This is a genomic window from Kitasatospora sp. NPDC058184, assembly GCF_042883725.1.
Taxonomy (GTDB): domain Bacteria; phylum Actinomycetota; class Actinomycetes; order Streptomycetales; family Streptomycetaceae; genus Kitasatospora.
Genome location: NZ_JBHVVE010000001.1, coordinates 559,984 through 581,514 on the forward strand (window position 1 = coordinate 559,984; position 21,531 = coordinate 581,514).

The 21,531-nt window shown below is 72.4% G+C and carries 20 protein-coding genes; 11 read left to right on the forward strand and 9 right to left on the reverse strand.

Going from position 1 to position 21,531, the window contains the following annotated elements:
* The first annotated feature begins 94 nt into the window (after positions 1-94).
* The 4 genes from lipB to ACFVXH_RS02570 all read left to right on the forward strand — a co-directional run bounded on the left by lipB (position 95) and on the right by ACFVXH_RS02570 (position 3,382).
* Positions 95-865 carry a lipoyl(octanoyl) transferase LipB gene (gene lipB, locus ACFVXH_RS02555; RefSeq protein ID WP_049656811.1) on the forward strand — a complete coding sequence of 257 codons (771 nt, stop codon included), beginning with the start codon at positions 95-97 and terminating at the stop codon, positions 863-865.
* A gap of 238 nt (positions 866-1,103) precedes the next feature.
* Complete coding sequence (lipA, locus tag ACFVXH_RS02560; protein ID WP_387819705.1) at positions 1,104-2,057, forward strand: lipoyl synthase; 954 nt, start codon at positions 1,104-1,106, stop codon at positions 2,055-2,057.
* A gap of 292 nt (positions 2,058-2,349) precedes the next feature.
* On the forward strand, positions 2,350-2,583 hold the full coding sequence (locus ACFVXH_RS02565) for a hypothetical protein (protein WP_117487469.1): 234 nt from the start codon (positions 2,350-2,352) through the stop codon (positions 2,581-2,583).
* A 109-nt stretch (positions 2,584-2,692) separates the two neighbouring features.
* Positions 2,693-3,382 (forward strand): DUF4191 domain-containing protein, encoded by a 690-nt coding sequence (locus ACFVXH_RS02570; RefSeq protein ID WP_049656816.1) that lies wholly within the window; start codon positions 2,693-2,695, stop codon positions 3,380-3,382.
* A 101-nt stretch (positions 3,383-3,483) separates the two neighbouring features.
* Here ACFVXH_RS02570 and ACFVXH_RS02575 read toward each other — a convergent pair whose 3' ends face one another.
* Positions 3,484-3,951 (reverse strand): RDD family protein, encoded by a 468-nt coding sequence (locus tag ACFVXH_RS02575; RefSeq protein ID WP_074000874.1) that lies wholly within the window; start codon positions 3,949-3,951, stop codon positions 3,484-3,486.
* Positions 3,952-4,226: 275 nt separating this feature from the next.
* Here ACFVXH_RS02575 and glnA point away from each other — a divergent pair, with 275 nt between their 5' ends.
* On the forward strand, positions 4,227-5,639 hold the full coding sequence (gene glnA / locus ACFVXH_RS02580; RefSeq protein WP_049656821.1) for a type I glutamate--ammonia ligase: 1,413 nt from the start codon (positions 4,227-4,229) through the stop codon (positions 5,637-5,639).
* A gap of 123 nt (positions 5,640-5,762) precedes the next feature.
* On the forward strand, positions 5,763-6,386 hold the full coding sequence (locus ACFVXH_RS02585; protein WP_387819708.1) for an exonuclease: 624 nt from the start codon (positions 5,763-5,765) through the stop codon (positions 6,384-6,386).
* Here the strand turns inward: ACFVXH_RS02585 and ACFVXH_RS02590 are convergent.
* Positions 6,367-7,464 carry a PP2C family protein-serine/threonine phosphatase gene (locus ACFVXH_RS02590; RefSeq protein WP_159028402.1) on the reverse strand — a complete coding sequence of 366 codons (1,098 nt, stop codon included), beginning with the start codon at positions 7,462-7,464 and terminating at the stop codon, positions 6,367-6,369. The genes ACFVXH_RS02585 and ACFVXH_RS02590 overlap by 20 nt on opposite strands.
* A 158-nt stretch (positions 7,465-7,622) precedes the next feature.
* The gene (locus ACFVXH_RS02595) at positions 7,623-8,849 is read right to left on the reverse strand and encodes a cytochrome P450 (RefSeq protein WP_387819710.1); all 1,227 of its coding nucleotides are present in this window, start codon (positions 8,847-8,849) and stop codon (positions 7,623-7,625) included.
* A gap of 180 nt (positions 8,850-9,029) precedes the next feature.
* On the opposite strand from ACFVXH_RS02595, the gene ACFVXH_RS02600 reads away from it, so the two are divergent.
* On the forward strand, positions 9,030-9,386 hold the full coding sequence (locus tag ACFVXH_RS02600; protein WP_117487475.1) for an arsenate reductase family protein: 357 nt from the start codon (positions 9,030-9,032) through the stop codon (positions 9,384-9,386).
* Positions 9,387-9,446: 60 nt separating this feature from the next.
* Here the strand turns inward: ACFVXH_RS02600 and ACFVXH_RS02605 are convergent, their stop codons facing one another.
* Positions 9,447-9,917, reverse strand: coding sequence for a pyridoxamine 5'-phosphate oxidase family protein (locus ACFVXH_RS02605; RefSeq protein ID WP_117487476.1), 471 nt, complete (start codon positions 9,915-9,917; stop codon positions 9,447-9,449).
* Positions 9,918-10,074: 157 nt separating this feature from the next.
* Between ACFVXH_RS02605 and ACFVXH_RS02610 the strand changes: the two genes are divergently transcribed.
* Both ACFVXH_RS02610 and ACFVXH_RS02615 read left to right on the forward strand, forming a co-directional pair.
* On the forward strand, positions 10,075-10,623 hold the full coding sequence (locus ACFVXH_RS02610) for a DUF1697 domain-containing protein (RefSeq protein ID WP_387819713.1): 549 nt from the start codon (positions 10,075-10,077) through the stop codon (positions 10,621-10,623).
* A gap of 202 nt (positions 10,624-10,825) precedes the next feature.
* Entirely contained in the window at positions 10,826-11,389 is a 564-nt protein-coding gene (locus ACFVXH_RS02615; protein ID WP_380737858.1) for an FHA domain-containing protein, read from the forward strand.
* A 39-nt stretch (positions 11,390-11,428) separates the two neighbouring features.
* Here ACFVXH_RS02615 and ACFVXH_RS02620 read toward each other — a convergent pair whose 3' ends face one another.
* Entirely contained in the window at positions 11,429-12,391 is a 963-nt protein-coding gene (locus ACFVXH_RS02620) for a DUF1152 domain-containing protein (RefSeq protein WP_074000867.1), read from the reverse strand.
* Between the two features lie 97 nt (positions 12,392-12,488).
* Between ACFVXH_RS02620 and ACFVXH_RS02625 the strand changes: the two genes are divergently transcribed.
* Positions 12,489-13,082, forward strand: a complete 594-nt coding sequence (locus ACFVXH_RS02625) for a DUF6891 domain-containing protein (protein ID WP_387819715.1) — start codon at positions 12,489-12,491, stop codon at positions 13,080-13,082.
* Positions 13,083-13,259: 177 nt separating this feature from the next.
* Here the strand turns inward: ACFVXH_RS02625 and ACFVXH_RS02630 are convergent, their stop codons facing one another.
* Positions 13,260-14,102 carry a hemerythrin domain-containing protein gene (locus tag ACFVXH_RS02630; protein WP_387819717.1) on the reverse strand — a complete coding sequence of 281 codons (843 nt, stop codon included), beginning with the start codon at positions 14,100-14,102 and terminating at the stop codon, positions 13,260-13,262.
* A gap of 310 nt (positions 14,103-14,412) precedes the next feature.
* The gene (locus ACFVXH_RS02635) at positions 14,413-15,474 is read right to left on the reverse strand and encodes an alpha/beta hydrolase (RefSeq protein ID WP_387819719.1); all 1,062 of its coding nucleotides are present in this window, start codon (positions 15,472-15,474) and stop codon (positions 14,413-14,415) included.
* 465 nt (positions 15,475-15,939) lie between these two features.
* Here ACFVXH_RS02635 and ACFVXH_RS02640 point away from each other — a divergent pair, with 465 nt between their 5' ends.
* Positions 15,940-16,683, forward strand: coding sequence for an SDR family oxidoreductase (locus tag ACFVXH_RS02640; RefSeq protein WP_387819721.1), 744 nt, complete (start codon positions 15,940-15,942; stop codon positions 16,681-16,683).
* 70 nt (positions 16,684-16,753) lie between these two features.
* On the opposite strand, the gene ACFVXH_RS02645 is transcribed toward ACFVXH_RS02640, so the two are convergent.
* Together ACFVXH_RS02645 and ACFVXH_RS02650 are read right to left on the reverse strand one after the other, a co-directional pair.
* Positions 16,754-18,490 (reverse strand): carbohydrate-binding module family 20 domain-containing protein, encoded by a 1,737-nt coding sequence (locus ACFVXH_RS02645; protein ID WP_049650766.1) that lies wholly within the window; start codon positions 18,488-18,490, stop codon positions 16,754-16,756.
* Positions 18,491-18,827: 337 nt separating this feature from the next.
* Positions 18,828-21,161, reverse strand: coding sequence for a M4 family metallopeptidase (locus tag ACFVXH_RS02650; protein ID WP_387819723.1), 2,334 nt, complete (start codon positions 21,159-21,161; stop codon positions 18,828-18,830).
* Positions 21,162-21,531 lie beyond the last annotated feature (370 nt).

Consider the following 21,531-nt stretch of genomic DNA (forward strand, 5'->3'; position numbering starts at 1 on the left):
GGGGTTCGGACGGGCTGGGCGTACAGTGGCGAGGTTGGTCTCGAACGCCTGGCAAGGAGCGGCAGCGGTGAGCGAGAACGTGCGTTTTGTTCGCATGGGCATAGGTGAGCGGACCGTGCCCTACCAGGAGGCCTGGGAGGAGCAGCAGCGGCTGCACGCGCTGCGGGTCGCGGACGAGATCCCCGACACCGTCCTGCTCCTGGAGCACCAGTCGGTGTACACCATGGGCAAGCGCACCAACCCCGCCGACCTGCCGCTGGACGGCACCCCGGTGGTCGAGGTCAACCGCGGCGGGGAGATCACCTGGCACGGCCCCGGCCAGCTGGTCGGCTACCCGATCGTCAAGCTGCCCGACCCGATCGACGTCATCGCCTACGTCCGCCGGCTGGAGGAGGCGCTGATCCGCACCGCCGGCGAGTTCGGCATCGACTCCACCCGGGTCGAGGGCCGCAGCGGGGTCTGGGTGCTGGGCGAGTCCATCCCGGACGCCGTGGTGGACCCGGCGCAGGTCGTGGACATCGGCAAGCTGACCCTGCGGATGGGCCTGCCGCTGGGCATCGACCCGCGCCTGGCCGGCCCCGAGTACGCCCCCTCCAACGCCGGCCAGCGCGGGGACGACCGCAAGCTCGCCGCGATCGGCGTGCGGGTCGCCCGCGGGGTCACCATGCACGGCTTCGCGCTCAACTGCGACCCGGACATGACCTGGTTCGACAAGATCGTGCCGTGCGGCATCCGGGACGCGGGCGTCGCCTCGCTCACCGGCGAGCTGCGGCGCGGACTGTCCGCCGCCGAGGCGGCACCGGTGGTCGAGCGGCACCTGGCGGCCGTCCTCGCCGAGCTGCCGGAGCCGGCGCTCAGCCGCTGAGCCCCGCCGCCCGGCTCCGGCGCACCGCCGGACACCTGCCCTGATGCGTCCTGACGGCCGTCCGCCCCGGCGGCCGTCCGCCCCGCTGTCCTGACGGCCGTCGGAAATCCCGGCGGCCGCTGGGAATCTACCGACCGGTAGCCATGTTGCCCTGCGATTGCAGGGCAACAGGCCCGACGAAGGCCGTACAACCACAGGCGTACCCTGGGGGTACCCCGTCTAGTTCTAGGAGTCGCACGTGTCCGCTGTCGCGCCCGACGGCAGGAAGCTGCTCCGCCTGGAGGTCCGCAACAGCGAGACCCCCATCGAGCGGAAGCCCGAGTGGATCAAGACCCGCGCGAAGATGGGCCCGGAGTACAACGCCCTCCAGTCGCTGGTGAAGAAGGAGGGGCTGCACACGGTCTGCCAGGAGGCCGGCTGCCCCAACATCTTCGAGTGCTGGGAGGACCGCGAGGCGACCTTCCTCATCGGCGGTGACCAGTGCACCCGCCGCTGCGACTTCTGTCAGATCGACACCGGCAAGCCCGCCGAGTTCGACCGCGACGAGCCGCGCCGGGTCGCCGAGTCCATCGTCACCATGGACCTCAACTACGCCACCATCACCGGCGTCGCCCGCGACGACCTGGAGGACGGCGGCGCCTGGCTGTACGCCGAGACCGTGCGCCAGGTGCACGCGATGACCGCCGACCGCGCGGCCGGCCGCACCGGCGTCGAGCTGCTCATCCCCGACTTCAACGCGGTGCCCGAGCAGCTGGCCGAGGTCTTCTCCTCCCACCCCGAGGTGCTCGCGCACAACGTCGAGACGGTGCCGCGGATCTTCAAGCGGATCCGCCCGGCCTTCCGCTACGAGCGCTCGCTGGACGTCATCACCCAGGCCCGCGCGGCCGGGCTGGTGACCAAGTCCAACCTGATCCTCGGCATGGGCGAGACCCGCGAGGAGGTCAGCCAGGCGCTGGCCGACCTGGTCGGCGCCGGCTGCGAGCTGATCACCATCACCCAGTACCTGCGCCCCTCGCTGCGCCACCACCCGGTGGAGCGCTGGGTGAAGCCGCAGGAGTTCGTCGAGCTCCAGCAGGAGGCCGAGGAGCTGGGCTTCGCAGGCGTCATGTCGGGCCCGCTGGTGCGGTCCTCGTACCGGGCCGGCCGGCTGTACCGGCAGGCGCTGGAGCGGCGCGAGCAGGCCGCGGTCTGACGGTCTCCTGACCGGTACGGTCCGATCGGGCCGGTCGGACCGTTCGGTCCGGTCGTGCTGTTCAAGCCAGGGAAAGGGCGGAGCTTCGGCTCCGCCCTTTCGGTTTCACCACGCTTTGACGGCCTGGTCACGGGCTGGTAACACGGGGTGGGGACGCTGGACGCCTGGTGAGCGTTCGATTCTTCTCGGCCACCTCGGCCACCTCGGTCACCACGGCCGTCTCGGTCACCACGGCCGTCTCACCCGGCTCGGCCGGCTCGGCCCCCATCAGCCCGGAGAGGAGCTGTTAGGCATGCGGATGCGGATCCGATCGGTCGGAGTGGCACTGCGGTACGCCGAGAGCGTGCTGCTGGCCCCCGGCCAGCAGCACGCGCGCCGCAACGCGTGGGCGGCGGTGTGCGAGAACCGCCGGTACGCGGCGGACCGCCGGCACGACGACGCGGAGGCCGCCCGGACCACGCCGCAGCCCCTCTCCACGCCCCCGGTCCGTCCCGCGCCACGGACCCGTTCCACGCCGCGGAAGTGAGCCCCCGGCGTCGCTGTGCGCGACGGCGCACCGGCGCACGGGTCACGGTTGGGGCGAACGGGTACCCGGGCTTGGATATCCCGTACCCGTGCCACGTACCATGAGCGTTATGGCGAGGGAAACATCCGAGAACCCCGGACGGCTGAAGCAGATCCGTCTGGCGTACACCATGACCAAGAAGGTCGACACCAAGATCGGCCTGATCATCGCCGGCGTCGGCCTGCTGACCTTCGGCGTGTTCCTCGCCATCGGCTTCGCGATCGAGCATCCCGTCTACCTGGGCATCCTGGGCTTCATCGTGGCCGTGCTGGCCATGGCGATCGTCTTCGGGCGCCGGGCCGAGCGCGCCGCGTTCGGGCAGATGGAGGGGCAGCCGGGCGCCGTCGCGGCGGTGCTGAACAACATCCGGCGCGGCTGGAGCTCCAACAGCACCCCGGTCGCGGTCACCCGTAGCCAGGACGCGGTCTACCGCGCCGTGGGCCGGGCCGGCATCGCGCTGATCGGCGAGGGCAACCCGAACCGGGTCCGCCAGCTGCTGGCCTCCGAGAAGAAGAAGATGGCCCGTGTGGTCGGCGACGTGCCGGTGCACGACATCGTGGTGGGCAACGGCGAGGGCGAGATCCCGCTGAAGAAGCTCCAGATCCACCTGATGCGCCTGCCCCGTGCCATCACCGCCGCCCAGGTCACCGAGACCAACGACCGCCTGCGCGCGCTGGGCGACCTGCTCTCCAAGGCGCCGATCCCCAAGGGTCCGATGCCGAAGGGCGCCCGGATGCCCAAGGGCGGCCAGGCCCGCTGACCCTCCCCCGCCCCTCACGACACGAGAACGGCCCCGCTGAATCCTCAGCGGGGCCGTTTCGGCATCGTCCGGCATCTGCTGCCGGGCTTGTCCGGACCGTGCTAGATGCGGACCTCGACGGTGCCGACCGCCTTGTCGTGCAGGCCGCGGGTGTCGCGGTCCCAGACCAGCGGCGGCACCACCAGGCAGAGCAGCAGGGTGCGCAGCAGGACCTGCGGGATGGTCGCGCGGCGGCCGTCCAGCCGGACCACCCGGAGGCCGAACAGCCGCTTGCCGACCGTCGTGCCGGTGGTGGACAGCATCAGGGCCGCGACGAGGAAGTACAGCGGGCTGGTCCACAGGTTGGCCTCGGCCTGGTCGCCGCGGGCGATCAGCCCGTACGAGATCAGGGCGACGAGCCAGCCGTCCACGAACAGCGCGCCGATCCGGCGGCCGGGGCCGGCGATCGAGCCGGGGCCCTCCTTGGGCAGCCCGAGGCGCTCGCCGCGGTGGCCGAAGTCGGCGCCCATCTTCTCGGCGGCCGCCCGGGGGCCGTCGATCCACGATCCCAACGCTTCTCTGGTGTCCACGAATCCACACTAACCGGGCTGACGGGTCGCACCGCCACCGGCTCCCCTCCGGCCGGGGCATCACCCCCGACCGGGTGAATCGTCATCCCGGCGCCCTTCCAAGTGGTCCAGACCACTTGCGGAAGGGTGCGCAGCTGGGCGGGGTGATTTGTACCGTCCCGTACATCTTTGCCGCCCGCGAGGCGACCGTGGTTAACATCTAGGAAACGAGCGGGTCACCGGCTGGAAACGACCCATTCCTATGGTGAGCCCAATTCGCACGCCGAGGAGGATGGATGTTCAACAACGCCGCCGAAGTGAAGCAGTACATCCAGGACAACGACGTGAAGTTCGTCGATGTCCGGTTCTGCGACCTGCCGGGCGTCTTGCAGCACTTCTCCGTACCTGCGGCGACCTTCGACCCGTCCGAGATCCTGATGTTCGACGGCTCGTCGATCCGCGGCTTCCAGGCCATCCACGAGTCCGACATGGCCCTGGTGCCGGACCTCGCCACCGCCCGCCTCGACCCCTTCCGGGCCGAGAAGCACCTCAACATCAACTTCTTCATCCAGGACCCGGTCACCGGCGAGGCGTACAGCCGCGACCCGCGCAACGTCGCCAGGAAGGCCGAGGCCTACCTGGCCTCCTCCGGCATCGCCGACACCGCGTACTTCGGGCCCGAGGCCGAGTTCTACGTCTTCGACTCGGTCCGCTTCGAGACCAGCGCCAACGCGTCCTTCTACCACATCGACTCGGAGGCCGGCGCCTGGAACAGCGGCGCCGCCGAGGGCGACGTGCGCGGCTACAAGGTCAAGTACAAGGGCGGCTACTTCCCCGTCCCGCCGGTCGACCACTTCGCCGACCTGCGCGCCGAGATGTCGCTGGAGCTCGCCAAGGCCGGACTGGAGGTCGAGCGCCAGCACCACGAGGTCGGCACCGCCGGCCAGGCCGAGATCAACTACAAGTTCAACACCCTGCTGCACGCCGCCGACGACCTGATGCTGTTCAAGTACATCATCAAGAACGTCGCCTGGCGGAACGGCAAGACCGCCACCTTCATGCCGAAGCCGATCTTCGGCGACAACGGCTCCGGCATGCACGTCCACCAGTCCCTGTGGACCGAGGGCTCGCCGCTCTTCTACGACGAGCAGGGCTACGCCGGACTCTCCGACACCGCCCGCTACTACATCGGCGGCCTGCTGCGGCACGCCCCCTCGCTGCTGGCCTTCACCAACCCCTCGGTGAACTCCTACCACCGCCTGGTGCCGGGCTTCGAAGCACCGGTCAACCTGGTCTACTCGCAGCGCAACCGCTCCGCCGCGATCCGCATCCCGATCACCGGCTCCAACGCCAAGGCCAAGCGCATCGAGTTCCGCGCCCCGGACCCGGCCTCCAACCCCTACCTGGCCTTCGCCGCCATGCTGATGGCCGGCCTCGACGGCATCCGCAACAAGATCGAGCCGCTGGAGCCCGTCGACAAGGACCTCTACGAGCTGGCCCCCGAGGAGCACGCCAACGTCCCCCAGGTCCCCTCCTCCCTCCCCGCCGTCCTGGAGGCCCTCGAAGCCGACCACGAGTACCTCCTCGCCGGCAACGTCTTCACCCCGGACCTCATCGAGACCTGGATCGACTACAAGCGCACCAACGAGATCGCCCCGATCGCCCTCCGCCCCCACCCCCACGAGTTCGAGCTCTACTACGACCTGTAGGACCCTCGTCGGCCCTCGGGTGCGGAACAGGGACCGGTGCCGGGCGGCGCCGGTCCCTTTCGGTTGTGAGGGGGCGGCCGGTGGGGTGGGAAACGGGGTTGCGGGGGTGGGTTGGATGGGGGGATGGGACGCAGGGTGAAGGTGACGCCGACGGTGTACGTGTCGGTGGACGTGGAGGCGGACGGGCCGATCCCGGGGCCGTACTCGATGGTGAGCTTCGGGGCGGTGGTGGCCGGGTGGCACGACGGGGAGGGGTTCCGGCGGGCGGGGGCGGGTGGGGCGGGGTTCTACCGGGAGCTGCGGCCGATCAGTGCGGAGTACGTCCCGGAGGCGCTGGCGGTGTCGGGGCTGGACCGGGCGGCGCTGGAGGCGGACGGGGCCGATCCGGCGGCGGCGATGCGGGAGTTCGGCCGCTGGGTGGAGGGGGTGCGGGGCGGGCCGGGCGGGCAGCGGTACCGGCCGGTGATGGTGGGCTACCCCGCCGTGTACGACTGGCAGTTCCTCTACTGGTACCTGGTGCGGTTCACCGGCTCCAGCCCGTTCGGGCACTCCGGCTGCCTGGACCTGAAGACGCTGTACGCGGCGCGGGCCGGGGTGCCGTTCGCCGGGATCGGGAAGCGGTCGATGCCGCCGGGGCTGCTGCCGGACCTGCCCCATACACACCACGCGCTGGACGACGCCCGGGAGCAGGCGGAGCTGTTCGCGAACCTCTGGGAGTGGGACGGGGCTACGGGGTGTCCGGGGTGAGGGCGAGGACGGCGAGGTCGTCGGCGAGGAGGCCGGCGTAGCGGTGGACGTCCTGGGCCAGGAAGGAGACCACGCGGTCGGGGGCGGTGGTGCCGAGGGCGGCGAGGCGGGGGGCCAGCGGGTAGAAGGCGCCGGTGGTGTCGCGGGCCTCGCTGACGCCGTCGGTGTAGAGCAGGACGGTGTGGCCCGGGGGCAGCGCGACGGCGATCGCCTTGCTGCGCTCGTCGGCGGGGCCGAGGTGGCCCAGGCCGAGCGGGAGCTCGTCGGCGCAGGACACCGGGGATATGCCCCCGCCGCCGAGGAGCAGCGGGGTGGTGTGGCCGCGGTTGACGATCTCCACGCAGTCCGAGCCGGGCCGGTACTGGAGCAGGACGGCGGTGGCGAACAGTTCGTCGTCGCCGCGGTCGGCGGCGTCGCGCAGCACCGCGCGGTCCAGCTGGTCGGCGAGGTCGACCAGCCCGGGGGTGTCGTACGCGGCCGCCCGGAACGCGCCGAGGACGTCGGCGACGGTGCGGACCGCGGCCAGGCCCTTGCCCCGGACGTCGCCGAGCAGCACCCGCACGCCGAAGCGGGTGTCGCACACCTCGTACAGGTCGCCGCCGACCAGGACGTCGGCCTGGGCCGGGCGGTAGAGGCCGGCCACCCGCAGCCCGCCGGCCCGTTCGGGCACCGGGCGCAGCACGGTGCGCTGCAGGGTCTCGGCGACCGTACGGGCCTGGAGCAGGTTGCGGTTCTGCCGGGTGCGCTGCCAGGACAGGGCGGTGCCCATGACGCCGGAGAGCAGGGTGGCGATGTAGACCCAGACGTGGTGCTGCTCGTCGACGTGGTCCGCGCGCAGCGCCAGGACGAGCTGGAGGCCCAGGGAGCCAGCCGTGGTGACGGCGGTCAGCACCGGGCCGTAGCTGAACGCGGCCACCACGGGCAGCGCGGTCAGCAGGAAGCCGGCGGCGACGGCGTCCGGGACGACGGCCTCGGCGACCAGGTCCAGCACCAGCAGGAGCACCGGCAGCCAGGGCACCCACCGCGGCGCCTTGGGCTCCAGCGCCGCGGGACGCGGCGGGCGGGGTGCTGTGCGCACGGCGGGACCTCCTGGCAGGCGGCCGTTCCGGGTGATCCGCCCGGATTGGCCGGTTTGGTCCCTCCATGCTCTCCCACGGGCGGCCCTGCCACGAATGGCCGAACGTCCCGGTCCCCGGGGCCGGAGGAGCCAAATCCCCGGCCTCCGGGAGCGGAGCGTCAGCGGACGGTCACCGGCAGCGTCTCGTAGCCGCGCAGCACCAGGCGGTCGCGCCGGGTCGGGACGCCGCCCGGGGCGAGCCGGGGGAAGCGGTCGAGCAGGGCGGGCACCGCGACCTCGGCCTCCATCCGGGCCAGCTGGGAGCCCAGGCAGAAGTGGGTGCCGCCGCCGAAGCTGAGCGGCTGGCTGTCGGTGCGGGTCGGGTCGAACACCTCGGGGTGCTCGTAGCGGTCCGGGTCGTGGTTGGCCGAGCCGATCAGCAGGGTCAGCCCGCTGCCGGGCGGGATCGGCAGGCCCTCGACGGCCAGGCCCGGCTCCAGCGCGACCCGCCCGGTGGCCTGGACCGGGGCGTCGAACCGCAGCACCTCGTCGGTGAACCCGGCCGGGGTGATCGTGCCGCTGCGCAGCCCGGCGGCCGCCTCGGGGTGGCGGAACAGCAGGGCCAGGCCGTTGCCGAGCAGGTTGGTGGTGGTCTCGAAGCCGGCCACCAGCAGCAGCACCAGGTTGGCCAGCAGCTCCCGGGCGGAGAGCCGCTCGTCGTCGGCGGCGGCGATCCGGGCCAGGTCGGTGACCAGGTCGTCCTGCGGACGGGCCAGACGCTCGGCGGCCAGCTCGGTGAAGTAGCCGGCCAGCTCGTCGGCGGCCTCGTCGGCGGCGGCCAGCCCGTCCAGGTCCTGCATGATCTCCAGCGCGACGGTCAGGTCGGAGGTGAGGCCGCGGAAGCGGTAGCGGTCCTGCTCGGGGACGCCGAGCAGCTCGCAGATCACCCCGACCGGCAGCCGGAAGGCGAAGGCGTCCATGAAGTCCACCGGCGAGCCGTCGGCGCCCTGCTCAGCCATCCCGTCCAGCAGCCGGTCGACCGCCGCCTCCACGGCCGGGCGCAGCGCGGCCACCCGGCGGGCGGTGAACACCGAGGCGATCAGCGAGCGGACCCGCGGCTGGTCGGGGGCGTTGCGCTGGAGGATCGAGCGGCCGAGCAGGGCGAGCGAGGAGTGCGCGGCGTACTCGGTCATCTCGGCGGTCGCGACGCCGAAGGCGGGCGTGCGCAGCACCTTCTTGACCGCCGCGTAGCCGCTCACCACGAACATGCCGTCCCCGGCCGGGGCCACCGGGCCCAGCTCGCGGGCCCTCGCGTACAACGGGTACGGATCGGTCCTGACCTCCGTGGTCATCAGCTGTTCGATGATCGCCGCGCCGTCCATCCGCTGCTCCCCTCCCGAGCTCACGCTTCCTGACCGGTCAACTGCCGGTGGGCGGGGCGGAGTTCCCGTACGGAACGGATCGCGCGCGGCGGGACGGGAGGACAGCGCGCGGTCGACCGGGAGGACAGCGCGCGCCGGGGCTGGGGCGACATCGCGCGCGGCGGCTGCCGGGGCGGGCGCGGGCAGCTCGGTAGGGTGGCCGGCATGGAGATCTGGATCAACCCCCGGTGCGGCAAGTGCCGGACCGCGCTCGGCGCGCTGGACGGCGCCGGGGTCGAGTACACCGTACGGCGCTACCTGGAGGATCCGCCGACCGCGGCCGAGCTGGTGCGGGTGCTGGAGCGCCTGGGCCTGGAGCCGTGGGACATCACCCGCACCGACGAGCAGGCCGCGAAGGACCTGGGGATGAAGGGCTGGCCCCGGGAGGAGGGTTCGCGCGACCGCTGGATCGCGGCGATGGCCGAGCACCCGATCCTGATCCAGCGCCCGATCATCACCGCGGACGACGGGCACGCCGTCGTGGCCCGCACCCCGGACGCCCTCAAGTCCGTTCTGCCGTAGGGCGGTTGCACCCCACCCGGCCCACCCGGCCGACTCATCCGGGTCGGCCGGGTCGGCCGGTCAGTGGACCTGGATCCGCTCCACCGGCCGGCCGGGGTGCCAGTTGAAGACGAGCAGGTGGTCGCCCTCCAGGGCGGTGTGCACCACCTGGTCGAGCTCCAGCCGGAAGGCGTGGAACGGGGTGGGCGGCGGCTCGGGCAGATCGGCGGCGAAGGCGGCGAGTTCGGTCTCGTCGGTGACCTCCACCGCCCGGCCCGAGACCTTGGAGTCCCCGCCGGCCATGGTCTCGTCCCCCGGGTGCGCGTGCAGCGCGAAGCGGGCGTCGCGCTGGAGCTCACGCGCCTTGACCGCGCCGTACATCGACCCGATCCACAGGTCGGCGCCGACGAACTCGACCTCCGTCCCGCTCACCCGGGGCGATCCGTCCTTGCGCAGCGTCGCCAGGACGTGGTGCTTGTTCGCCTCGAACCGGGCCCGGACCAGGGGCGCCAGGTCGGGGGCCTCGTGCTCGAAATCCTGCCAGGTAGCCATGGCGCCAGTCTGGCACCCGGCACCGACAACCGCCGGGCGCGGACGACCGGACGGGCAGGGGCGGTCGGGCGGATGCGGGGCAGGGGCGGCGGGCCGGTCGGGGGCGGCGGGCCGGGAGCGCCGGGCCGCTGTCGGTGGCCGGTGCCAGACTGGCCGGGTGACCACCACGACCACGTACATCGCCTTCCTGCGGGCCATCAACGTCGGCGGCCGGACGGTGCGGATGGAGCGGCTGCGGGCGCTCTTCGCCGAGCTCGGGCTGGGGAACGTCCGCTCCTACATCCAGAGCGGCAACGTCTTCTTCACCACCGCCGAGCCGGACCGCGCCGCGCTGACCGGGCGGATCGAGGAGCACCTGGAGCAGGCGCTCGGGTACCCGGTGCCGGTGCTGCTGCGGACGGTGGACGAGGTGGCCGACCTGCTCGCCGCCGAGCCGTTCCGGGGCGTCGAGGTGACGCCGGACGTCCGGCTGGTCGTCGCCTTCCTCTCCGAGCCGCTGCCCGTCGAACTCGCCCTCCCCCACCGCTCGCCGAAGGGCGACGTCGAGGTGGTCGGCGCCGGTCCGGGGGCCGCCTACGTGGTGGTCCACCTCCGGGACGGCAAGTGGGTCACCAAGGAGATGTTCGGCAAGGCCTACCGGGGCGCGGTCACCTCCCGGTTCCTGCACACCACGGAGAAGATCCTGGCCGCCGCCCGCAAGGCCTGACGGCCCGTACGGCAGCCGGGGACGGCCCGGACGGCAGCCGGGGGCCGTCGGTACGGCGCCCCGGAACGGCCCGTACGGCACACCGCAAACGCGCGGAACCGCCCGGCCGGAAAGGGCGTCTGGACTGCCGTGACGTACGAACCCCGCGCCCGCGCCCGGCGTGATCTGGACAGCCGGAATCGGCCGCGCGGACAATGTGGCCATGACGCCTCCTGAGCTCCCCGCCGGCACGGCCGGGCCGACCGGCGCGGTCCGGCCCTCCGACGCCGAGCGGGAGGAGGCGCTCGGGGTGCTGCGGGACGGCGCGGGCAGCGGGCGGCTCTCGCACGACACCTTCCTCGGCCGGATGGACATCGTCCTCCGGGCCACCAGCCGCGGCGAGTTGGACGCGGCGGTGGCCGGACTGCCGACCGGCGGGCCGGTCGAGCGGTTCGTGCTGCGGACGGTCGGGCGGATCTCCGCCTTCGGCGACCGGCTGGGCAGGGCCTGGCGCACCGAGCGGCTGCCGGGGCTGAGCCTGCCGCAGTCCGGGGCCGGGAAGTTGACGATCGGCCGGCTCCCCGGCTCGGGGCTGCGGCTGCACGACCCCTCGGTGTCCCGGAACCACGCCGAGCTGCGGCACGAGCGGGACGGCTGGATGCTGTACGACCTCGGCTCGACCAACGGCACCCATGTGAACGGGCGCCGGATAGCGGGCGGCGTCCGGGTCCGGCCCGGCGACCAGGTGCGGTTCGGGAACCTGGAGTTCCGGCTCGCCCCGCTCTGACCGGCCCGCCCCCGGCCCCGCCCGCCCAGGCGCCCCGGGTCAGTGCGGGAACTGCCGGGGCGGCCGCTGACGCGGCAGCTCGTCCTGGAACTCCGCGATGACGGTGGCGATCTGGCGGGTCACCACGGTGTTCTCCAGCCGGTCCAGGTACCGGTGCTCGGCGGCCAGCGCCTCGACCGTGACGCCGAAGTAGAGCGTCATCAGCGGATTGATGAAGAGCTGCTCGCCCTTGGTCCGCTCGGTGAAGCGGACGTCGCCGAACTCGCCGCGCAGCGCCGCCGCCACCGAGCCGTTGACGATGCTGGGGTGTTCCGGGAAGGCGGCCCGGGCATGCTCGACGGCGTCCAGGTAGAGCACCCCCTCCCGGCTGTCGCGCGGGACGGAGAAGGCGCCGAGGTAGCCGCCGGCCCGGTCGATCGCGGCGAGGTTCTCCAGCACCAGGGAGTGGTTGACGCCGTGGTGGGCGTCGATGCCGAAGCCGAGGCAGGCGACCAGCCGCTCGGGCACCTCGTCCAGGCCGGCCACCGCGCCCAGGCTCGCCATGTCCTCCTCCGGGGTGCCGAGTCCGGCCTCGTCGCCGCGCATCAGGATGTCGGTGCCGCCGTCCACCAGCAGGACCGCGTCCACGCCCAGGCGGCCGACCAGCGCGCGGTAGGCCTCGCGCAGCGGCTGCACACCCACCGACGGGAAGGCCCACACGGTGTCGGGCATGCCGTGCCGGTTCAGCCAGCGGGCCAGGGTGCGCTCCGGGAAGTAGCCCTCGGGGGCGGCGGTGTCCGGTCCGATCCGGGCCACGTCGGACTCCGCCCAGACGTCGAGCGGCAGGCCGTAGAGGTGGGAGAAGGAGAGGTTGGCCAGGTGCACCTCCTTTCCCGCGGCCCGCAGAGCGAGGGCGATCGGCAGCCCGGCGTACACGTCGAATCCGCCGCCGGCTCCGGCGATCAGGATGCGCTCGGCGGCCAGCAGCCGGGTGAGCAGCGGTGGTTGCAGCAGGGAGGTCACCGGCGGGACGGTAGCAGGACGGCGGCCCGCGGCGAAGCGCCGGTCCCCGCCCCCGCGCCCGGCCGTCGGTGTCAGTGGCGGGTGCGAGGATGCGGGCATGACCGAGGAGACGGTTCCCACCCCCGACGTGCTGCGCGAAGTCCAGGAGCGGGCAAGCGAGTTGATCCGGTGCGGCTTCCAGGAGCCGGACGAGATAGCCGAGTCCCTGGCCGAGGACCTCGACGACCAGGGGCTGACGCAGGAGGAGGCGGAGCGGATCGTCGCTCCACTGTGGGCCGCGCGGCTGGCCGAGCAGGCGGCCTGGCCGGAGACCACCGACGTGGACCGGCTGGCGGACGCCTTCGACGCGCTGGAGGACCAGGGCATCGTCGCGGCGATGGACTTCACCTGCTGCGCGGGCTGCGGCTACACGGAGATCGGCGGCGAGGCCGGGGAGGGCTCGGTCGGCTTCGTCTTCTTCCACCAGCAGGACACCGAGGCGGCGGCCGCCGGCCGGGGGTTGATGCTGCGCTACGGCGGGTTCCGCGCCGGGGAGGAGACGACCGAGGTCTCGGAGCGCCGGACGGCCGAGGTCGGGCGGACGGTGGTCGCCGCGCTGGAGGCCGTCGGGCTGACGGCGGAGTGGGACGGCTCGCCGCACACGGCGATCCGGGTCGCACCGCTGGAGTGGCTCAACCGCCTGCCGGAGTAAGCGGCCGGGGCGGCGGGCGGGACGGCCGACACCAGCGGCCGATGGGCCCAATCCCCCTGGAAATACGGAGAGTTGGAGGATCAGCCAGCCCCCGGAGCCTTCGAGCATATGCCGGAGGCCCGTACCATGGGCCCATGCCACGCGCGTAGATCAACGGCCCGAGAAGAGGCTCCGGGGTCAGTCGGCGACGCTCCCCAGACCGCCGAAGCCGGGGCCGAGGCCGAAGCCGGTGCCCGTGCCGGCACCGCCGACCGGACCGTCCACCGGCCCCCACAGCGGCGAGGTGCAGCGCTGGTAGGTCGCGTGCCAGTGCGGCCAGTTGCGGGCCACGTCGTCGTCGCACTCGGCCAGCAGCCGTTCGACCAGCGCGGGCTCCACGCCCTCCAGCAGCCAGGCCAGCGCGTCCGCGACGCCCGGGCCGTCGGCCAGCCGCAGCAGGTCCAGCAGCTCGCCCAGCCCGCCGAGCCGGGAGCCGTCGGCGATCACCCGCTCCATCCGGGGCAGCAGCTGCCGCTCCTCGATCCGCAGGTGGGTCTCCAGCCGGGCCGCCAGGTCCTCCATCGCGTACGCGACCGGCCAGGCGCTGCCGGTGTCCCGGCTCGCTATCCGCACCAGCGTGGTGACCCGGGTGAAGGAGTGGTCCAGGTTGTGGTGGTCGTCCTCCAGCCAGTTGAGCAGCAGCCGCAGCTCGGGCGCGAAGCGGCGCACGATCGGCCAGAGCCGGGTGTCCTGCTGCTCGTGGTGGCAGGTGAGCATGGCGGTGATGAAGTTCCAGTGCCGCAGCAGCGCCTCGCCCTTGTCGTCCTCGTCGGGCTGGAGCAGCCGCAGCGCGTTGGGCAGCCGGGCGAGGTCCCGGCGCAGCGCGGCGTGCACCAGGCGCAGGCCGGCGAACCGCGGGGTGGCCGGCTCGTCGTCCACGACCTGGCCGTACGCGTACGCGTCCCCGCCCAGCGAGTCGGCTCCGGACTGGCCCTGGGCGGGCACGGTGTGGACGGGCTGGGGCACCAGGTGGATCGGCATGGGACTCTCTTCACTGCTTGGGGCACGACGGGTGGCGGCGGCCGGTGAGGACCGCCCCAGCCAAGGTGCTCGCAGTCGATCAGAAGCGAATCAATGTCCGATTGACGCGCAGGTCACGGGGCTGCCGACGGGCGGCGGAACCGCACCGGGACCCCTCCCGGCGGGCCCGCCGGGGAAGCCGCCGGAAGACCCGGGGAAGGCCCGCGCGCAGACCCTCCGGAAGCAGAACCGCCGGTGCCGGGAGCGCGAACGCGTCCCGGCACCGGCGGCAGCGGTGGGAGCAGGTGGGAAACAGGTCGGAGCAGGGGCCTCAGTCGGCCGCCGGCCCCGCCAGGTGGGCGGTGAGCCACACCAGGGTGTCCGGGATCATCTTCTTGAAGTCCGAGGTCAGGTGCTTGCCGCCGGGCTGCTCGTGGTACTGGAGGTTCACCGGCGGCACCGCCTTCTCCACCCAGCTCTTGACCACCTTGGTCTCGTACGGGTTGGCACCGCCCGCGGTGACCAGCATGCTCACGTCCGCCTTGCCCTGGGTGACCAGCACGTCCGGGTTGTTGGCGGCCTTCTCCGCGTCGTGGCCCTTCCACAGCCCCGAGTCCGGTATGAAGTAGCCGTCGATCGGCACCGCGGCCTTGTAGACCTGCGGGTACTGGAGGGCGAGCTTGGCGCTGCAGAAGCCGCCGGTGGAGGCGCCCATCACGCCCCAGCCGTCGCGGCCCTTCACGGTGCGGAAGTTGGCGCGGACGAAGTCCGGGAGGTCCTCGGCCATCCAGGTGGCCATCTTGGCCTGGCCCGGGATGTCGGAGCAGTCCAGCGCGTTCTTCTCGTCGCCGTTGAAGTTCTGCACCGGCATGATCATGATGAACGGGTGGGACTTGCCCTCCTTGACCAGCCGCTCGTTCTCCTCCTGGATCGGCAGCTGGTTGTCGGTCCAGGTGTTGTAGCCGTTGCTCTGGCCGCCCGCGAACAGGGTGAGCACCGGGAAGCCGGTCTTGGCGAACTTGGGGTCGTTGTACTCGGGCGGCAGCCAGACCCAGACCTGGCCGGTGACGCCGGACTTCGCGCCGGTCACCTTGGTCATCATGATCGGGCCGGCGCCGGTGTCCCGGGACTTGCTGAGGGCGGCGGCGGGCCCGGTGGGCATCAGCACCTTGCCGGAGGCGGCGGCCGGGGTCGCGCTGCCGGTCGCGGGCTGGCCGGTGCCGGTGGTGCTCGGGCTGCCCGACGAGCTGCCGCCGGTCGCGCCGGCGCTCGCCGTGGCGCTGTCCCCCCCCTTCCCACCGCCGGAACTCCCGCAGGCCGCGAGCGAGGCGGCCAGGGCGAGCACGGCGGCGCCGGACAGGACGGCGCGGGAACGGGACGACTGCCTAAGCACGGTGAGGACTCTCCGACCGATGTCGCGCCCGGTCCGTGACCGGGCGGCGGCCCCCCGGTGGGGCCGGACATGCCCGAGGGCACAGCGCTGACGCGTCCCCCGGAGTGATGGCGCGCCGCCCCTTCGCGGGGGTGCGCCTTCCTGCGATCTTATGACGTAGGCCGGGGTGGCCCGGTTGCGCGGTGGCCACCGGAAATCCAATGTTTGTTCGCGATCAGGTAAAAGCCTTCACCCGTCCCCCCGGTCGGCGGGGGCCGGTCGGCGGGGGTGACCGTCGGAGCCCCGTCGAATCGTCCGGATTCTGGTGATTCGACCAGCTCCTCGGCGGCTTCGACCAGTGACGGCGGCCCCCGGATCCGCGAAGATCTCCGGGGCACGCCCAGGCCTTGCCCAGGCTGTGCCCAGGCCATGCCCAGGGCACGCCCAGGCCGGGGCCGACCGGGAACAGTCATCGAGGAGGGTGCCATGAACCAGCGGATCGCCGTCGTCACCGGAGCCGGGAGCGGCGTCGGCCGGGCCGTGGCGGTGGAACTGGCCGCGGACGGCTGGCGGACGGTGCTGGCCGGCCGCCGGTCCGGGCCGCTGCGGGAGACCGCCGCGCTCTGCGCCGGCCAGGCCGACGTGGTGCCGACCGACGTCACCGACCCGGCCGCGGTGGACGCGCTGTTCGCCGCGGCCGCCGAGCGCCACGGCCGGGTGGACCTGCTCTTCAACAACGCCGGCGCCTTCGGCCCGGCCGTCCCGGTGGACGAGCTGACGGTCGAGGACTGGCGGACCGTGGTCGACCTCAACCTGACCGGCGCCTTCCTCTGCGCCCGGGCCGCGTTCCGGCGGATGAAGGAGCAGGACCCGCAGGGCGGCCGGATCATCAACAACGGCTCGATCTCCGCGCACGTCCCGCGCCCGCACTCGATCGCCTACACCGCGACCAAGCACGCCGTGACCGGCCTGACCAGGTCGCTGTCGCTGGACGGCCGCCCGTACCGGATCGCCTGCGGGCAGATCGACATCGGCAACGCGGCGACCGACATGACGGCGGCGATGGGCGCGGGCGTGCGGCAGGCGGACGGCCGGATCGCCCCCGAGCCGACCATGGACGTGGCCGACGTGGCGCGCACCGTACGGCACATGGCCGGGCTGCCACTGGAGGCCAACGTGCAGTTCGCCACCGTGATGGCGACGGCCATGCCCTACATCGGGCGGGGCTGAACCCCGGCCCGGAGGGCCGCGGGAGGGGCCCCGTCGGTCGATGCCGACGGGGCCCCGGTCCGCTCCGGCCTCACGGCCGCCAGGTGTCGTTCAGCGTGACCGTCCCGCCCGAGGGCACGGTCGCCGTCCGGTTGGCGCCGGACTCCCAGGTCACCGCGCCGCTCGCGTCCTTGCGGACGTACTTGTACTGGAAGGACGTGCCGGCCGGCAGCGACAGCGCCAGCGACCAGACCGGGTAGCCGGCCGAGGAGAGCGGCAGCGCCTTCGCCGGGTCCCAGCCGCCGAGCGCCGCGGCGTCGCCGACCAGGTAGATGTTCTGCCCGGGCGTGGTGGTCGCGTTGACGTTGAACGAGGCGCCGGAGACGCTCGCGCCGGGCTGGACGTACAGCGCGACCGCGTCGCCCGCGCCGACCGTGGCGGTGAACTGCCCGTCGGCGCCCACCTGGTAGGTCGGGCCGGTGCAGCCGCCGCCCGCCTGCGGGTCGCCGTGCTGGACGTCGCAGTAGGTGCCGGCCGGCAGCCCGGTCTGGAAGGTCCGGGTGATCGCGGCGCCCTCGTGGTTGATCGCGACGTAGCCCTTGCCGCCGCGGCCGAAGGCGATCGCGTTGCCGCCGTTGGACCACCAGTTGCTCACCCCGGTGCCCGCCACCGCGTTGCGGAAGCCGACCATGTTGGCGATCTGCCGCCAGGCGTGGGTGCAGTTCCAGCCGTCCTGGTAGCAGGCGTTGACGGTGCCGCCGTTCGGCGGGCCGTCGTCCTTGTTGGCGAAGGAGTAGCCGGAGTGGACGTTGGGGGCGCCGTACGGCGAGGCCAGCAGGAAGACGTTGGCGAGCGTGTAGGTGTTGCCGTAGGTGGAGTTGAGGGTGGAGCCGTTGCGCTCGGTGTCCCAGTTGTCGACGAAGGTGCGCGCCTGGCCGCTCGGCAGGTAGCCCCAGGAGGCGCCCCAGCCGCTGAGGTTGGCGAGCTTGTCGGTGGTGAACATCCGCTTGAGGTCGGTGCCGGCCCGGAACTCGTCCAGGTCGCCGGTGCCGGTGTACTCGGTGGGCTGGACCGGCTCGCCGGCGCCGTAGATGACCTCCTGGACCCAGTACGCCTTGGGGTTGGCCATCCTGGCCTTGATCGCGGCGAGGTCGGCGGCGGCGATGTGCTTGGCGGCGTCGATCCGGTAGCCGTCGACGCCGAGCGAGGCCAGGTCGTCCAGGTAGTGCGCGATGGTGGTCTGGACGTACGCGCTGCCGGTGTCCAGGTCGGAGAGGTTCTCCAGTTCGCAGTTCTGGACGTTGCCGCGGTCCTGGTAGTTGGTGATCGGCTGGCGGCAGCCGTGGAAGTCCTGGTCCTGGTACGTGCCGGGGTAGTTGTACTTGGTGTACGCGGTGCCGCCGGTGCCGGTGCCGGAGCCCGCCGACATGTGGTTGACCACCGCGTCGGCTATCACCTTGACCCCGGCCGCGTGGCAGGTGGCGACCATGTTCTTGAAGGACGTGCGGTCGCCGAGCCGTCCGGCGATCCTGTAGCTGACCGGCTGGTAGGAGGTCCACCACTGCGCGCCCTGGATGTGCTCCTGCGGCGGGGAGACCTCGACGAATCCGTAGCCCTTGGGTCCGAGGGTGGAGGTGCAGGCCTGGGCGACGGAGTCGAAGCGCCACTCGAAGAGGGTGGCGGTGACGTCCTTGCCGTTGTTGGCGGGCGGGGCGGCCTGGGCGGCGGGGGCACCGAGGGAGGTGCCGAGCGAGAGGGCGAGCGCCGCCGAGGCGGCGAGCGCACCGGCCGCGCGGGCGGGCCGGCGGGCGGGGGCGGTGGTGACCACGTCGTCTCCTGGGGGTGGCTGGGGTGGGGCAGCCGGAGGGGGAGCCTGCGGAAGAGCCGCAGGGGAACTGCAGGAAGTTTCTGCAACTTGCCGGAAACTTGCAGCGCCGAACCTAGAGGCACCCGCGGGGGCCGTCAAGACCTTGGTCGAAAGCCCGGGAGAAGCCGAGGAGGAGCCGGGGAGCGAGCCCGGGAGCAGACCCGGGAAACGCCGAGGAGGAGCCGAGGAGGAGCCGGGGCCGGGCCAGGAGGGGCGGGCACGACAAGGGCCCGGCAGCCGTAGCCGCCGGGCCCCTCACCTGTCCTGGTTCACCGGCCCGTCAGGAGCCGGCCCGGGCTCAGCCGGTCTGGACGGAGGTGTCGTCGATCACGAAGCTGGTCTGGAGCGAGGCGTCCTCGGTCCCGGCGAACTTCACGGTGACCGTCTGGCCCGCGTAGGCCGACAGGTCGAAGGTGCGCTGCTGGTAGCCGGCCGCGGCGTCCACGTTGGAGTAGGTCTTCAGCGCGGTGCCGTTCACCGAGACGGTCAGCTTGTCGTACGCGGTGGTGCCCGACTCGGCGGTGTCGATGTGCAGCCAGAAGCTCAGCGTCGCCTTGCAGCCGGCCGGGATGCTCACCGTCTGCGACAGCGAGTCCGAGTGGGTGGAGCCGTAGCCGTTCAGCCACGCCTTCCAGGAGCCGCTGTGGGCCGCCTGCGAGGCGCTGCTGTCCACCACGCCGCTCGACGCGGTCCACGGCGTGGCCGTGCCCGACTCGAAGCCCTCGTTGCCCAGCAGCTGGGCCGGGGTGCAGCCGCCGCCACCGGTGGAGACGGTCCAGGTGAAGCTGGTCGTACCGGTCTTGCCGGCCGAGTCCTTCGCCGTGACGGTCACGTTGTAGGTGCCCGCGGTGGAGGCGGTGCCGGTGATCGCGCCGGTGGAGGCGTTGATCGACAGGCCGGTGGGCAGGCCGGTGGCCGAGTAGGTCAGCGGGGCGGTGCCACCGGTGGCCTTGATCGCCAGGTTGACCGCGCCGCCGACGGCGGTGGACTGGTTGCCCGGGTTGGTGACGGTGACGCCGCCCGGGTTGGGCGCCGTGCCGACGTTGACGCCCGCCCAGGCGGTGCCGACCGCGGCCAGCTCGGCGCTGCCGGCCCCGTACAGGTCGGTGGCCGCCTTCTCCGTCGCGGTGCGCGCCGCGGCGTAGTTGGTGCTGGAGGTCATGTAGGTGGTCAGCGCGCGGTACCAGATGGCCGCCGCCTTGTCCCGGCCGATGCCGGTGACCGCGATGTTGCCCTGGGTCGGCGAGTCGTAGTTGACGCCGTTGATGGTCTTCGCGCCGCTGCCCTCGGACAGCAGGTAGAAGAAGTGGTTGGCGACACCGGACGAGTAGTGGACGTCCTTGTTGCCGACGGTGGAGGACCAGTAGTCGGCCGAGGCACCGTCCTTGGACGGCTTGTCCATGTAGCGCAGCGGGGTGCCGTCCCCGTTGATGTTGATCAACTCACCGATCAGGTAGTCGGGGTTGTCGGTCGGGATGTTGGCGTAGAACTCGACCATCGTGCCGAAGATGTCCGAGGTGGCCTCGTTGAGGCCGCCGGACTCGCCGGAGTAGGTCAGGTTGGCGGTGGCCGCGGTGACGCCGTGGCTCATCTCGTGGCCCGCGACGTCCAGCTCGGTCAGCGGCGCGGTGTTGTTGCTGCCGTCGCCGTACGTCATGCAGAAGCAGGAGTCGTCCCAGAACGCGTTCACGTAGTTGTTGCCGTAGTGGACGCGGCTGTAGGCGCCGACACCGTCGTTGCGGATGCCGTTGCGGCCGAAGGTGTTCTTGTAGTAGTCCCAGGTGGCCGCGACGCCGTAGTGGGCGTCGACCGCGGCGGACTCGCCGTTGTTGACGGTGCCGTCGCCCCAGGTGTCGGTGGACTTGCTGTACAGCGTGCCGGTGCCCGAGGTCCCGTGGTTCAGGTTGGTGGTGTACATCCCACCGCGGGTGCCGTCCTTCAGCTGGTACGACGAACCCGACTGGGTGGTGCCGATGGTGACGTTGCCGACGAAGACGCCCTTGCCGGAGCCGGTCTCGATGCCGTCCCACTGCTGGATGACCTGGCCGCTGGTGGCGTCGGTGACGACGTGCATCTTGCTCGGGGTGCCGTCGGACTTGGTCGAGGAGACGACGGTCTCCCAGGCCAGCCGGGGGCTGTTGTCCGCGGCCCAGACCACCAGGCGCGGCGCGGTGTCGACCGCGGTGCCCTGCTCGGCGGCGAGCGCGGCGGTCTGCGCGGCCGGGGCGGCCAGCTTCGGCGTGGTGCTGACACCGCTCAGCGGGGCGGTGCTGGCCCGGTCAACGCTCTTGGTCGCACCGGTGGGCGCCTGGTGCACCACCAGGTCCCCACCCAGGACGGGCAGTCCGTTGAGGGTGCGCTCGTACCGCAGGTGGCGGGTGCCGTCCGCGTCCTGGAAGACGTCCTTGGTGACCAGCTTCTCCTCACCGCTCAGCCCGAGGCTCTGGGCGAGGCTGGTGGTCTGCTGGTTCGCGGCGGAGATCAGCTGGGCGCGGTTCGCCTGCTGGGCCGCGACGGCGGCCGGCGCGTCCGGCGTGGCCGCCTGGGCGATCACCGGTATGCCGGTGACCAGCAGCGCGGTGGAGGCGGCCATGACAACCGCCGCCTTCCGTGCGTGAGCGTAACGGGACATGCGGACTCCTTTTCCGACCGGCGCTGGGTCGCGCACGGTGGAGAGAAACCTGAGCCGCGGGGTCGCGGCGCAGTGGGGGCCCCCGCCGGGTGCGACGGGAGTGCGGATGCGGTGCTCACAACTCGTTGCAGGGTCGGACGCGCTGCACCTGAACTGGAACAGCTGCACCGGGGGGTGGGGTCCCCTCGTCTACAGCCGGGGGAATCGTGGCAGCAAACGAGCCGTTAATGACAGATGCATGCCACGGATTGGCCGATTCATTACCGAAACCGTATGGAGGGCGCTCCGTCAGTTGTGTTACCCCACGACGAACTCGTGAACACGGTTTTCATGGCCCCGGACAAAGTTCGATCACCACCGGCAGTCGGTG

Excerpts from the sequence above, each read along its gene's own strand:
- lipB (WP_049656811.1), top strand. The coding sequence starts at position 95 with ATGGGCATAGGTGAGCGGACCGTGCCCTACCAGGAGGCCTGGGAGGAG.
- ACFVXH_RS02565 (WP_117487469.1), top strand. The coding sequence starts at position 2,350 with ATGCGGATGCGGATCCGATCGGTCGGAGTGGCACTGCGGTACGCCGAG.
- ACFVXH_RS02570 (WP_049656816.1), top strand. The coding sequence starts at position 2,693 with ATGGCGAGGGAAACATCCGAGAACCCCGGACGGCTGAAGCAGATCCGT.
- glnA (WP_049656821.1), top strand. The coding sequence starts at position 4,227 with ATGTTCAACAACGCCGCCGAAGTGAAGCAGTACATCCAGGACAACGAC.
- ACFVXH_RS02585 (WP_387819708.1), top strand. The coding sequence starts at position 5,763 with ATGGGACGCAGGGTGAAGGTGACGCCGACGGTGTACGTGTCGGTGGAC.
- ACFVXH_RS02600 (WP_117487475.1), top strand. The coding sequence starts at position 9,030 with ATGGAGATCTGGATCAACCCCCGGTGCGGCAAGTGCCGGACCGCGCTC.
- ACFVXH_RS02605 (WP_117487476.1), bottom strand. The coding sequence starts at position 9,917 with ATGGCTACCTGGCAGGATTTCGAGCACGAGGCCCCCGACCTGGCGCCC.
- ACFVXH_RS02615 (WP_380737858.1), top strand. The coding sequence starts at position 10,826 with ATGACGCCTCCTGAGCTCCCCGCCGGCACGGCCGGGCCGACCGGCGCG.
- ACFVXH_RS02625 (WP_387819715.1), top strand. The coding sequence starts at position 12,489 with ATGACCGAGGAGACGGTTCCCACCCCCGACGTGCTGCGCGAAGTCCAG.
- ACFVXH_RS02630 (WP_387819717.1), bottom strand. The coding sequence starts at position 14,102 with ATGCCGATCCACCTGGTGCCCCAGCCCGTCCACACCGTGCCCGCCCAG.
- ACFVXH_RS02640 (WP_387819721.1), top strand. The coding sequence starts at position 15,940 with ATGAACCAGCGGATCGCCGTCGTCACCGGAGCCGGGAGCGGCGTCGGC.
- ACFVXH_RS02650 (WP_387819723.1), bottom strand. The coding sequence starts at position 21,161 with ATGTCCCGTTACGCTCACGCACGGAAGGCGGCGGTTGTCATGGCCGCC.